A 13648-nucleotide genomic window follows, 5' to 3' on the forward strand; every position below is an offset into this window, starting at 1 on the left:
TACGCGAAGCGTGGGGAGGGGGACCACCCGCAGGGTGGTGGAGGGGTAATGCGAGAGCGCGCGGTCAGCGACGACGGTGAGGTTGGAAAACCCCTCCACCACGCTTCGCGCGGTCCCCCTCCCCATGCTGCGCATAGGGAGGATCTGGGAACGATATTGCCTCACGTCACCACGTCGGGCGCGGTCCGCCCGGTGTGCCGCGCGATTCCTGCGATCGTCTCCACCGCCGCGATCAGGTCGGCGATCGCCTCGCCGGTCTCACGGTCAAGGTCACCATCCGCCGGCTCATAGCGCTCGATATAGACGCGGATCGTCGCCCCGGAGGTGCCGGTGCCCGACAGTCGGAACACGATCCGCGATCCGCCCTCGAACAATATGCGAATGCCCTGCTTGCGGCTTTCCGATCCGTCGACCGGATCATGATAGGCGAAGTCGTCGGCCGCCTCGATCCGCAGGTCGCCGATCCCGGTGCCCGGCAAGGCGTCCAGCCTTCCGCGTAGCTCCACCATCAGCGTATCGGCGGCGGCGCTGTCGACGCCCTCATAATCGTGGCGGGCATAATAGTTGCGGCCGAAGCGCTGCCAATGTTCGCGGGCGATCTCGATCACGCTCTGGCGCCGCACCGCCAGGATATTGAGCCACAGCAGCACCGCCCACAGCCCGTCCTTCTCGCGGACATGGTCCGATCCGGTGCCGGCACTTTCCTCGCCGCAGATCGTCGCCTTGCCTGCGTCGAGCAGGTTGCCGAAGAATTTCCAGCCGGTCGGCGTCTCGAACAGGGGCAGGCCCAGCCCCTCGGCCACCTTGTCGGCCGCGCCGCTGGTCGGCATCGAGCGGGCGATTCCGGCGAGGCCCCGGGCATAGCCGGGCGCCAGATGGGCGTTGGCGGCGAGCATCGCCAGCGAGTCCGAAGGGGTGACGAACAGTCCCTTGCCGATGATCAGGTTGCGATCGCCATCGCCATCGGATGCCGCGCCGAAATCGGGGGCGTCCGGCCCCATCATCTCGTCGTACAGCGCCTTGGCGTGGACAAGGTTGGGATCGGGATGATGGCCGCCGAAATCGGGCAGCGGCACGCCGTTGCGCACCGTTCCGGCGGGCGCGCCCAGCCGGCTCTCCAATATCTCGGTGGCATAAGGCCCGGTCACCGCGCTCATGGCGTCGAAGGCGATGCGGAAGCCGCCACCGATCAGCGCGCGGATCGCGTCGAAATCGAACAACTGCTCCATCAGCGCGGCATAGTCGGCCACCGGATCGATGATACGCACCACCGCCCCGCCCACCCGCGTCTCGCCGTCGCGGTCGAGATCGACGTCGGCGCTGTCGAGCGTCAGATAGCGGTCGATCGCGGTGCTGCGCGCGAAGATCGCGTCGGTGATCTTCTCGGGCGCCGGGCCGCCATTGGAGATATTGTACTTGATCCCGAAATCCTCGGTCGGCCCGCCGGGATTGTGGCTGGCGGACAATATGATCCCGCCGAACGCGCCATATCTGCGGATGACATGGCTGGCCGCCGGGGTGGAGAGGATGCCGCCGCGTCCGATCAGGATGGTCCCGAAGCCATTGGCGGCGGCCATGCGGATCGCAGCCTGTATCACCTCGCGGTTATGGAAGCGTCCGTCGCCGCCGATCACCAGCGCTTCGCCGGTGAAACCATCGAGGCTGTCGAAGATCGACTGGATGAAATTCTCGGCATAGCCGGGCTGCTGGAACACCGGCACCTTCTTGCGCAGCCCCGATGTGCCGGGCTTCTGGTCGGCAAAGGGGGTGGTGGGCACTTCCCGGATCGTCATGCGGTCCTGTTCCTGTCGGCGAGCGAACGGTAGAGCGCGGCATAGCGCGCGCTGCCGCGGCCCCAGCCATAATCACCGCGCATGCCCTGCCGCCGCATCGCCTGCCAGAGGTCGGGCGACGAATGGAGGGCAATAGCGCGGCTGATCGCGGCCTTGAGCGCTTCGCCGGAGGCGGGCGGGTGGAGGATGCCCGTCGCGCAGCCCGCCGACAGCGCCGCGTCATTGGCGTCGATGATCGTATCGGCGAGGCCTCCGGTCCGTGCCGCGACCGGGATGGTGCCATAGCGCAGGCCATAGAGCTGCGTCAGGCCGCACGGCTCGAACCGCGACGGGATCAGGATCGCGTCGCATCCCGCCTGCATCAGATGGGCGAGCGGCTCGTCATAGCCCGTGACGACGCCCACCTGTCCGCGATGGCGCGCGGCGGCGCCGATCAGCGCGCCTTCGAAGGCGGCGTCGCCCGATCCCAGCACCGCCAGCCGCCCGCCATGCGCGACGATATGCTCGATCGCATCGACGATCAGGTCGATCCCCTTCTGCCAGGTCAGCCGGCTGATCAGCGCGAAGATCGGCCCCCCATCTCGACTGGCGCCGCGCTTCAGCCCGAAGCGCTTCTCGACCGCCCGGCGGTTCGCGGTGCGGCCGCCCAGCGAGCGGGCCGAAAAAGAGCGGGCAAGGTGCGGGTCGGTCGCCGGGTCCCATTCCCGGTCGTCGATGCCGTTGACGATGCCGTGCACCGCGTCGCCGCGCCCGCGCAGCAGCCCGTCCAGCCCCATGCCGAAGGCGGGGGTGCGGATCTCGTCGGCATAGGTGGGGCTGACGGTGGTGATTGCGTCGGCATATTGGAGCCCAGCCTTCAGGAAGCCGACGCCGCCATAATATTCGACGCCGTCGACCGCCCAGGCGCTGTCGGGCAGGCCCAGCTGCGGGAAGATGCCGGCGTCGAACCGCCCCTGGAAGGCCAGGTTGTGGACGGTCAGCACCACCGGCGTATCGGGCGCCCGGCCATGGCGGACATAGGCGGCCGTCATCGCCGCCTGCCAGTCATGGGCGTGGACGACATCGGCCCGCCAGCCCTTCACGGCGCCCGCCGCGACATCGGCCGCGACCGCCGACAGCGCCGCGAAACGGCGCCAATTGTCGCTCCAGTCATGCCCGGTCAGGTCGGCATAAGGCCCGCCATCGCGGGTGGCGAACAGCGACGGGGAATCGAGCAGCAGCAGGTCCAGCCCGTTGAGCTTGGCGGCGAGCAGCCGAGCCGGGTCGCCGAACAGCGCCTTGTAGCTGTGGACGGCCTTCAGCTTGCTGTCCGCGAAGGCGCGTAGGACCTGCGGATAGGCGGGCAGCAGCAAGCGCGTCTCGACACCGTGCGCCACCAATGCTGGCGGCAGAGCCCCCGCCACATCGGCCAGGCCGCCGGTCTTGATCAGCGGATGAAGCTCGGAAGTTACCGACAGCAGGCGTAACGACATGGCGGTCCCTATGCCACCAACCGGTCGATCATGTCCTGCGTGATCAGGCAGACGCCCTTTTCGGTGCGGCGGAAGCGCCGGGCATCGGCGACCGGGTCCTCGCCGACGATAAGCCCCTTGGGGATCTGCACCCCCTGGTCCAGCACCACCTTGTGCAGCCGCGCCTCGCGGCCGATCTGGCAGCCCGGCATGATCACCGCCTCCGTCACCGAGGAGAAGCTGTTCACCCGGACGCCGGTGAACAACAGGCTGCGGTGGAGCGACGCGCCCGAGATGATGCAGCCGCCCGCGATCAGCGAGGAGGTGGCGGCGCCCCGCCGGCCCTCGTCATTATGGACGAACTTGGCGGGCGGGGTGACCTCGGCATAGCTCCAGATCGGCCAGTCGCGCTCATAGAGGTCGAGCTTGGGGACCACGTCGGTCAGGTCGACATTGGCTTCCCAATAGGCGTCGATGGTGCCGACGTCGCGCCAATAGGCTTCCGGCTCGCTTTCGGCGCGGATGCAGCTCTGCGAAAAGAGGTGGGCCACCGCCTTGCCGTGCTGGACGATATAGGGGATCAGGTCCTTGCCGAAATCATGGCTGCTGCTGGGATCGGCGGCATCGCGGCGCAGCTGCTCCGCCAGGAAGCCGGTCTTGAACACATAGATGCCCATCGAGGCGAGCGCGGTGCCGGGCTTGCCGGGCATCGCCGGCGGATCGGCCGGTTTCTCGACGAACTGCTTGATCCGCGCCTTGTCGTCGATGTGCATCACGCCGAAGCCCGTCGCCTCGAGGCGCGGCACCTCCAGACAGCCGACCGTCACGTCCGCGCCGGCATCGACATGCTGGCGCAGCATCAGCTCATAATCCATCTTGTAGATGTGATCGCCGGCCAGGATGATCATATATTCCGGGTTGTAGCTCTCGATGATGTCGAGATTCTGGAACACCGCGTCGGCGGTCCCCTCATACCACTGGTTTTCCGACACGCGCTGGCTGGCCGGCAATATGTCGAAGCTCTCGTTGCGCTCGGGCCGCAGGAAGTTCCAGCCGCGCTGGAGATGGCGGATCAGCGAATGCGCCTTGTACTGGGTCGCGACCCCCATGCGGCGGATGCCCGAATTGAGCGCGTTCGACAGCGCGAAGTCGATGATCCGCGATTTTCCCCCGAAATAGACGGCGGGCTTGGCGCGCCGGTCGGTCAGTTCGTAGAGCCGGCTGCCGCGCCCGCCGGCCAGCACATAGGCCATGGCGTCCCGCGCGAGGGGCTGGCTGCGGCGATCGTTGGCGGGGTTTGCAGGCATCATTCGGCCTCCAGCATGATCGTTGCGAGGGGCGGTAACGTCACGGAAGCATAGCCATCATCGGCCGCCGAGACATATCCGCTGTTGCCCATATTGCTCCCACCATAGTCGCTTGCGTCGCTGTTGAGGATCTCGCGCCAGCGCCCGCCACGCGACAGCTTCAGGCCGTAGCCGGGGCGCGGCACCGGGGTCATGTTCGATATGATCGCGATCGGCCGTTCGCCGGGCGCGCGCCGTTCCCAGGCGAACACCGAATTGGCGCTGTCGTCGACCACCAGCCAGTGGAAGCCCTCCGCCTCGCAATCTCGCGCGTGGAGGGCGAGGCGGTCGCGGTAGAGCCGGTTGAGGTCGCGGACCAGACGGCGCACGCCCTCATGCGCGGGCGCGTCGAGCAGGTGCCAGTCGAGCGCGCGTTCCTCGCTCCATTCGGCGCGCTGGGCGAATTCCTGGCCCATGAACAGCAGCTTCTTGCCCGGATAGCCCCACATCAGCGCATAATAGGCCCGGAGATTGGCGAATTTCTGCCAGTCGTCGCCGGCCATCTTGTTGAGCAGCGATCCCTTGCCGTGGACCACCTCGTCATGGCTGAGCGGCAGCACATAATTCTCGCCGAACGCGTAGAGCAGCCCGAAGGTTATGTCGTTGTGGTGATGGACGCGATGCACGGGCTCGCGCGCCATGTAGCGCAGCGTGTCGTGCATGAAGCCCATGTTCCACTTGAAGCCGAAGCCCAGCCCGCCCTCGTGGACGGGGTGCGACACCTTGGGCCAGCTCGTCGATTCCTCGGCGATCGTCATCACGCCGGGGTGCTGGCCATAGATTTCGCGGTTCATCGCCTGGAGGAAGGATACCGCCTCCAGATTCTCGCGCCCGCCATGCTGATTGGGCAGCCACTCGCCGTCCTTGCGCGAATAATCGAGGTAGAGCATCGACGCGACGGCATCGACGCGCAGGCCATCAAGGTGATATTTTTCAGCCCAATAGAGAGCATTGTTGACAAGAAAACTCATCACCTCGCGCCGGCCGAAATTGTAGATGGCGGTGTTCCAGTCGGGGTGGAAACCCTTGCGTGGATCGGCATGTTCGTAGAGCGCGGTGCCGTCGAAGCGGGCCAGCCCATGCTCATCGGTCGGGAAATGCGCGGGCACCCAGTCGAGGATCACGCCGATCCCCGCGCGGTGGGCGCCGTCGACGAAGCGGGCGAAGCCCTCCGGCCGGCCGAAGCGGGCCGTCGGGGCATAGAGGCCGGTGGTCTGGTAGCCCCAGCTCGGATCATAGGGATATTCGGTGATCGGCAGCAACTCGATATGGGTGAAGCCCATTTCCGCGACATAGGGGATCAGCCGCTCGGCCAGCGCATCCCAGGTCAAAAACTGCCCATGCTCGTCGCGGGCCCATGATCCGGCGTGCAGTTCGTAGATCGAGACGGGCTGGCGTCGGATATCGGTCTTGCGCCAGAAGTCGCGATGGGCGGTGTCGCCCCAGTCGTGGGCGAGCGGGGCGGTCGTGATCGAGGCCGTGGCCGGGCGCAGCTCCGAACGGAAGGCGAAGGGGTCGGCCTTCAGCGGCAGCGTCTTGCCGTCGGCGCCGACGATCTCGAACTTATAGGGCTCGTCCTCGCCAATGTCGGGGACGAAGATTTCCCAGATGCCGGTGTCGCGCCGCAGCCGCATCACATGGCGGCGCCCGTCCCACTGATTGAACAGACCTACCACCGAGACCCGCTTCGCATTGGGTGCCCACACCGCGAAATGGACCCCATCGGCGCCTTCGTGGCGCAGCTTGTGGGCGCCCATCTTGTCGAACAGCCGCAGGTGCGATCCCTCGGCGATATAATAATCGTCCATCGGCCCCAGCACCGGCCCGAAGCTGTAGGCATCGGCAACGATCCATTCGCCGTCGGCATTGGCCGCGCGGTAGCGCAGCGGCTGCGCCTTGCGGATGTTGAGCGGCCCCTCGAACAGCCCGGCCCTGTCGATCCTGGCAAGTCTTCCGGCGAGCTTGCCGGCCAGGGTCAGCGCCTCGGCGCTTTCCGCGCCTGGGATGAAGGCACGGGCGATCAGGCCCTTGTCCGCGGGATGGACGCCCAGCACCGCGAAGGGATCGCCATGCGTGCCCCTGGCAAGGGCCGCGATCTCGGCGGGGGGCAGGGGGGAGGGTTTTGTTATCGTTATGCTCCGCATCCCCGAATCCGGGGGCAAGTCGGTGGATAAGTCGGGGCTAGTCTAGAGCACGCCCCAGATTTCAGAAGCATATTGTCTGATCGTGCGATCCGACGAGAACCAGCCCATGCCCGCGACATTCCGGATCGCCATCGCGTTCCAGGCCGCCCGGTCGCCCCACAGCGTGTCGATCTCGCGCTGCTTGGCGGCATAGCTGTCGAAATCGGCTGCGACCATGAACCAGTCATGGTCGTAAAGCCCGGCGACCAGATTCTTGTAGCGGTCCCGGTCGTCGGGCGAGAAGACGCCGCCGCCGATCGCGTGCAGCGCCTGGGACAGTTCGCGCGATCCCTCGATGATTGCGCGCGGATCATGCCCCTCGGCGCGCGCCTTGCCGACCTGATCGGCAGTCAGCCCGAAGATCATGATGTTCTCCGCCCCGACATGGTCGCGCATCTCGACATTGGCGCCGTCCAGCGTGCCGATCGTCAGCGCGCCGTTCAGCGCGAACTTCATGTTGCCGGTGCCCGACGCCTCCATGCCGGCGGTGGAGATCTGCTCGGACAGGTCGGCCGCCGGCATCATCATCTCGGCCAGCGAGACATTGTAGTTGGGCACGAACGCCACCTTGAGCAGGCCCTGCACCGCCGGATCATGGTTGATCACCCGGGCGACGTCATTGGCCAGCTTTATGATCAGCTTGGCGTTGTGATAGCTCGGCGCCGCCTTGCCGCCGAACAGCTTGACCCTCGGCACCCAGTCCCGCTCTGGATGCGAGCGGATCTGGTCGTACAGCGCTACCGCCTCGATGATGTTGAGCAGCTGGCGCTTATATTCGTGGATGCGCTTGATCTGAGTGTCGAATAGCGCCGCGGGATCGATCTTCAGTCCCATCCGCTCGCGCAGCAGGTTCGACAGCGCCACCTTCTTGGCCAGCTTGACCGCCGCGAACTTCTCGCGGAACGCCGCGTCGTCCGCAAACCGGCCGAGGTCGCGCAGCTTCTCGGTATCGTCGAGGAAGGCGTCGCCGATCGCCTCGCGGATCAGCGTGGTCAGTTCGGGATTGCACTGCATCAGCCAGCGGCGCGGGGTGATGCCGTTGGTCTTGTTGTTGATCCGGTCGGGATATAGCCGGTGGAAGCCGGCGAACACCGTCTCCTTCATCAGCTCGGTGTGGAGCGCGGAGACGCCGTTGACACTGTGCGATCCGGCGAAGGCGAGGTTGCCCATCCGCACCCGCCGTTCGCCGCCCTCGTCGATCAGCGATATCGCGCTGATCGCCGCATCGTCGAAGCCGTGCTGGCGGCGCGCCTCGATCAGCAGCTTGGCGTTGATCGCATAGACCAGCTGCATGTGGCGGGGCAGCAACTGCTCGAACAGGTGGATCGGCCAGCTTTCCAGCGCCTCGGGCAGCAAGGTGTGGTTGGTGTAGCCAAAGGTGGCGCGGGTGATGTCCCACGCCTCGTCGAAGTCGAGATTGTGGAGGTCGATAAGTATCCGCATCAGCTCGGCCACCGACACCGCCGGATGGGTGTCGTTGAGCTGGATCGCCGCCTTGTCGGGAAGCGTCCGGATATCGCCGAAATATTGGACGTGGCGGCGGACGATGTCCTGCAGGGAGGCCGAGGAGAAGAAATATTCCTGGCGCAGCCGCAACTCCTGCCCGGCCTGATGGCTGTCGGCGGGATAGAGCACGCGGGTCAGCGCCTCCGCCTTGTTGCTCTCCTTGAGCGCGCCGATATGGTCGCCCGCGTTGAACGCGTCGAGCAGGATCGGGTCGATCGGCTGCGCGGTCCACAGCCGCAGCGTGTTGACCCGGGTGCCGCGCCAGCCGACCACCGGCGTGTCGAAGGCGGTGGCGATGATCCGGTCTTGCGGCTTCCAACTGCGGGCATGGTCTCCGCTGCCGTCGGCGGCGGCAAGGTCGACGACGCCGCCGAAGCCGATCTCGTAGCTCGCCTCGCGCCGCTCGAACTCCCAGGGATTGCCGTGCGCCAGCCACGTCTCCGGCAGCTCTACCTGCCAGCCGTCCGAAATCTCCTGTCGGAACATGCCGTTCACATAGCGGATGCCATAGCCATAGGCCGGCACGTCGACCGAGGCGAGCGACTCCATGAAGCAGGCGGCGAGCCGCCCCAGGCCGCCATTGCCCAGCGCGGCATCGGGTTCCAGCTCGCGGATCAGGTCGATATCGACGCCCAGCGAGCTCAGCGCCTCGCGCATCTCGTCCATCAGGCCCAGGTTGGAGATGGCGTCGCGCATCAGCCGGCCGATCAGGAATTCCAGGCTGAGATAATAGACCCGCTTGCCGCCGGCCTGATAGGTTCCCTCGGTGCTGGCGATCCAGCGGTCGATCACCCGGTCGCGGATGACCAGGATGGTCGCGGCCAGCCAATCGTGGCTTTTCGCGGCCGCCGCATTCTTTCCGATCCGATAGGTGAGCCGTTCGATGATCTCCCCGGCCAGTTCGGCGGGGTCGGTGCCCCGTAGGGCCGGCTTCGGCAAGGCTGCGCTGGCGCGGTTCATGGTCGCGACTCCCCCGGGGACCTCTGGCGATGGATCGAGTGTATCGCAGCGGGAGCGGTTCGCAACCGACATGTTGCAGTGCGGCAAAGAAAAGCCGCGGCTTGCGGTTCCGGCCCCGGAAGGGCAGTCTGCTGACAAGGATGTATGTGTCCCTTGATACGTCATTCCCGCTTCCGCGGGAACGAGGAATTGTCCGGAAAGTGGCTGAATGAGCTTGCATGCCATCAACGATGTGGGATCGGTGGCGGATCCCGATGCCCATCTGGGCCTGCCGGGCTGGATCTACAGCGATCCGGAGGTTTTCGCGCTGGAGCAGGAACGCATCTTCCGCCGCTCCTGGCAGCTCGTCTGCCACCTCAACGATCTGCCTAAGGCCGGCGGCTGGCAGGCGCTGGAAATCGGGCGGGAATCGATCCTTGTCATCCGGGGCGACGATGGCGGCGTGCGCGCGCTGGCGAACGTCTGCCGCCACCGCGCCGCCCGCCTCGTCGACGGGGCGGAGGGCTGCGCGAAGAAGCTCATCTGCCCCTACCATGCCTGGACCTACGAACTGGACGGCCGCCTGTCCGGCGTGCCCGGTAAGCGCGACTATCCCGCCTTCGACATGGCCGATTACGGGCTGCATGCCTTCCCGGTCGAAATCTGGCGCGGCTTCATCTTCGTCAATATCGAGGGCGTGGGCCCATCGGTCGCCGAGATGATGGCGCCCTATGCGGAAGAGGTGGCGCCCTATCGGTTCGAGGAGATGCGCGCGCTCGGCCGCGTGGTGATGCGCCCGCGCACGGTGAACTGGAAGAACATCGCCGACAATTATTCGGACGGGCTCCACATCCCCGTCGCCCATCCGGGGTTGAAGCGGCTGTTCGGCCCCGGCTACGGGATCGAGGCCGAAACCTGGGTCGACAAGATGTGGGGCCCGCTGCTCGAAGGGGTGCCGGGCAGTTCGTCGGAGGCGCTCTATCGCAAATATCTGCCCCGGGTCGATCATCTCCCCGAGGATCGCCAGCGGCTGTGGACCTATTTCAAGCTCTGGCCGAACACCGCCTTCGACATCTATCCCGACCAGATCGATTTCATGCAGTTCATCCCCGTCTCGCCGACCGAGACGATGATCCGCGAGATCGCCTATGTGCTGCCCGACGAGCGGCGCGAAATGAAGGCGGCGCGCTACCTCAACTGGCGGATCAACCGCATGGTCAATGCCGAGGACACGAAGCTGGTCGCGCGGGTCCAGCAGGGCATGGCGAGCGAAAGCTTCACCCAGGGGCCGCTCGGCCATGGCGAGGTCTGCCTGAAGAGTTTCGCGCGGAAATTCCGCATCCTGATCCCGGAGGCGCGTCAGCCCAGGCGCCCGCCGCCCGGATGGAGCGCCGCCAGCATCGAGGGCCGCCTGTCGTGACCACCAGGCAGGATGTCGTCATCATCGGCGGCGGGCATAACGGCCTCGTCTGCGCCTATTATCTGGCGGTGAAAGGCCTCAAGGTCCGCATCCTCGAGCGGCGCGCCGTCGTCGGCGGCGCGGCGGTAACGGAGGAATTCCATCCCGGCTTCCGCAATTCGGTCGCGAGCTACACGGTCAGCCTGCTCCAGCCGCGCGTGATCCGCGACATGAAGCTGCACGAGCGCGGGCTGCGCGTGGTCGAGCGGCCGATCTCCAATTTTCTGCCGCTTCAGGACGGCGGCTATCTGAAGCTGGGGGGCGGGCTGGACCGCACCCAGGCGGAGTTCCGGCGCTTTTCGGCCCGGGACGCGGAGGTGCTGCCGGCCTATTATGACGCGCTCGACGGGGTGGCGGACGTGCTGCGCGATCTCGCCCTCCGGATACCACCCAATGCCGGCGGCGGGTTGATCGAATTGTTGCGTGCGGCGGCGCAGGGCAGGCCGATCCTGGGGGCGGGCCTTCACCTCCAGCGCGACATGCTCGACCTGTTCGTGAAGAGCGCACGGACCTTCCTCGATGGCTGGTTCGAGCATGATGCGATCAAGGCGGCCTTCGGCTTCGACGCGGTGGTCGGCAACTATGCCAGCCCCGACACGCCGGGGTCCGCCTATGTGCTGCTCCACCATGTCTTCGGGGAGGTGAACGGCAAGAAGGGCGCCTGGGGCCATGCGATCGGCGGCATGGGCGCCATCACCCAGGCGATGAGGGCCGCCTGCGAAGACCATGGCGTGGTGATCGACACCGACGCCGCCGTGGAGCGGGTGCTCGTCGACGGCGGCAGGGCGGTGGGCGTGCGGCTCGCCGACGGCAGCGAGCATATGGCGCCGGTCGTGGCGTCGAACGTCGGGCCGGGCTTGCTCTACCGCAAGCTGATCGACCAGGCCGATCTCGATGCCGATTTCCGGCACCGGATGAAGGGTTTCCGGGCGGGTTCGGGCACGTTCCGGATGAACGTCGCGCTCAGCGAACTGCCCAGCTTCACCGCCTTGCCGGGGCAGGGGGAACATCACCAGAGCGGCATCATCATCGCCCCGACGCTCGACTATATGGACCGCGCCTTCACCGATGCCCGCGCCTTCGGATGGTCGAAGGCGCCGATCGTCGAGATGCTGATCCCGTCGACCGTCGACGACAGCCTCGCACCCGCCGGGAGCCATGTCGCCAGCCTGTTCTGCCAGCAATTCGCGCCCGAACTGCCCGACGGCCGAAGCTGGGACGACGAGCGGGAGGCGGCCGCCGACCATATCATCGCGACGGTCGAGGCCCATGCGCCGGGCTTCGCGAAATCGGTGGTGGGCCGGCAGATATTGTCGCCGCTCGATCTGGAACGCACCTTCGGGCTGGTCGGCGGTGACATCATGCATGGCCATATGGCGCTCGACCAGCTCTGGTCGGCCCGGCCGATCCTCGGCCATGGCCATTATCGCGGGCCGATCAAGGGCCTCTACATGTGTGGTGCGGGCAGCCATCCCGGCGGCGGCGTCACCGGCGCGCCGGGCCACAATGCCGCGCAGGCGATCCTGGCGGACCGGGGGCTCGGCCGCCTCTTCGGCTTCGGCTGAGGCGAGCGCGTCTTCGTCGCCCCGGTGGAGGCCGGGGCGCAAGCGGCTTTTCCGCAAGGTCGCCCCTTAACCGTGACGGCCCGGCCTCCGCCGGGGCGACGATCATGTAAGGGGCGCGGTCCTCTTGCGCCGCATCAGCCACCACACCGGCACCCCGGCGAGCACAAGCAGCAGGCCGAGCTTGTTCGCCTCCACGCCGGCGCCATAGAGCGCCCAGAACGAATAGAGCGCGGCGGCGATCGCGATCCAGGGTCTGACGCCGCCCAGCTTCAGCGCGGCCGCTGCGACGGCGATATACATCAGCAGCGATGCGGTGGTCGCCAGCAGCGCGATGAAGGTGAACATGTCCACCGTCGTCCTGCTGGCGTTGAGCGCCAGGATCGCGGTGACCAGCGCGGTCGACAATATATGCGCGCGCACCGGCACCCCATTGGGCGCGAGCCTGGCCAGCGCCTTGGGGAACACCCCGCCGGCCGCCATCGCCGCCGGCATCTCGCCCTGCAGCAATATCCAGCCATTGAGCGCCCCGATCGCGCTGATCATCGCGAAGGCGGCGACGACATGCGCGGCGCCCGATCCCCAATAGCGCTCGATCACCGCCGCGAAGGGCGCGGCCGAATGCGCCGCCACTTCGGGCGCGAGCAGCAGGATCACGGCGGTGCAGGCGAACAGATAGATGACGCCGGTCAGCGCGGTGCCGCCCAGGGTGGCTAGCGGGATGGTCCGCTGCGGGTTCGCCACCTTGCCGGCGGGCACGGTCGCCGATTCCAGGCCGAGAAAGGCCCAGAGGGTGAGCGTGCCGGCTGTCGAGATCGCGGCCAGCCCGATCGCCGGCCGGTGCGGATCGGGCAGGGAGAGGTCGCCCTGCGGCGCGGCCATCGCGGCGATGATCACCACCGCGACCAGCGGCAGCACCTTCAGCGCCGTGGCGATCAGCTGGACCCAGCCCGCGTTGCGCGTGCCGCTGATGTTGATCGCGGTCATCGTCCAGACCAGCAGGATCGTGATACCGGTGGAAAGCAGCGCGTCGGTGGCGAGTGTCGGCACGAAGGCGGACATGTAGCTGACCGCCGCGACGGCGATCGCGCCATTGCCGACGAACAAGGATATCCAATAGGCCCAGGCGACGAAGAAGGCGAGGTCGTTGCCGAACGCCGCGCGCACATAGACATAGGGCCCGCCCGTCTGCGTGTGGCTGCGGCACAACCCTGCGAAGACGGCGGCGATGGCAAGGCTGCCGGCGATGGTGATTCCCCAGGCGGGAATGACGTTCCAGCCATAGGGCGCCAGGCTGGCGGGCAGGAGATAGACCCCCGATCCGATCATGTTGCCGACGACCAGCGCCGTCGCCATGATCGGCCCCAGGGGGCGGTTCTCCTTACCCGTCATGCTGAACGTGTTTCAGC

Annotated in this window: 8 protein-coding genes; 2 read left to right on the plus strand and 6 right to left on the minus strand. The window is 66.8% G+C overall.

Annotated features, from left to right (window positions below; genetic code table 11):
* Positions 1-161 precede the first annotated feature (161 nt).
* Genes CMV14_RS12315 through CMV14_RS12335 form a run of 5 tightly spaced genes read right to left on the minus strand, consistent with a single transcriptional unit; the run spans position 162 to position 9239 of the window.
* A complete protein-coding gene (locus tag CMV14_RS12315; protein ID WP_066959197.1) occupies positions 162-1793 on the minus strand; it encodes an alpha-D-glucose phosphate-specific phosphoglucomutase in 1632 nt (543 codons plus the stop codon).
* Positions 1790-3265 carry a glycogen synthase GlgA gene (gene glgA / locus CMV14_RS12320; protein WP_066959199.1) on the minus strand — a complete coding sequence of 492 codons (1476 nt, stop codon included), beginning with the start codon at positions 3263-3265 and terminating at the stop codon, positions 1790-1792. Before glgA ends, CMV14_RS12315 begins: the two co-directional genes overlap by 4 nt.
* Positions 3266-3273: 8 nt before the next feature.
* Entirely contained in the window at positions 3274-4554 is a 1281-nt protein-coding gene (gene glgC / locus CMV14_RS12325) for a glucose-1-phosphate adenylyltransferase (protein WP_238147008.1), read from the minus strand.
* Positions 4551-6734 (minus strand): 1,4-alpha-glucan branching protein GlgB, encoded by a 2184-nt coding sequence (glgB, locus tag CMV14_RS12330; protein WP_066959201.1) that lies wholly within the window; start codon positions 6732-6734, stop codon positions 4551-4553. The genes glgC and glgB overlap by 4 nt, the downstream gene beginning before the upstream one ends.
* 42 nt (positions 6735-6776) lie before the next feature.
* The gene (locus CMV14_RS12335) at positions 6777-9239 is read right to left on the minus strand and encodes a glycogen/starch/alpha-glucan phosphorylase (RefSeq protein ID WP_066959203.1); all 2463 of its coding nucleotides are present in this window, start codon (positions 9237-9239) and stop codon (positions 6777-6779) included.
* Positions 9240-9447: 208 nt separating this feature from the next.
* Between CMV14_RS12335 and CMV14_RS12340 the strand changes: the two genes are divergently transcribed.
* A complete protein-coding gene (locus tag CMV14_RS12340; RefSeq protein ID WP_066959204.1) occupies positions 9448-10638 on the plus strand; it encodes an aromatic ring-hydroxylating oxygenase subunit alpha in 1191 nt (396 codons plus the stop codon).
* Complete coding sequence (locus CMV14_RS12345) at positions 10635-12242, plus strand: phytoene desaturase family protein (protein ID WP_066959341.1); 1608 nt, start codon at positions 10635-10637, stop codon at positions 12240-12242. The genes CMV14_RS12340 and CMV14_RS12345 overlap by 4 nt, the downstream gene beginning before the upstream one ends.
* Before the next feature lie 102 nt (positions 12243-12344).
* Here CMV14_RS12345 and CMV14_RS12350 read toward each other — a convergent pair whose 3' ends face one another.
* On the minus strand, positions 12345-13631 hold the full coding sequence (locus CMV14_RS12350) for an APC family permease (protein WP_066959205.1): 1287 nt from the start codon (positions 13629-13631) through the stop codon (positions 12345-12347).
* Between the last annotated feature and the right edge of the window lie 17 nt (positions 13632-13648).

The sequence above is a fragment of the Rhizorhabdus dicambivorans genome, from assembly GCF_002355275.1.
Taxonomy (GTDB): Bacteria; Pseudomonadota; Alphaproteobacteria; order Sphingomonadales; family Sphingomonadaceae; genus Rhizorhabdus; species Rhizorhabdus dicambivorans.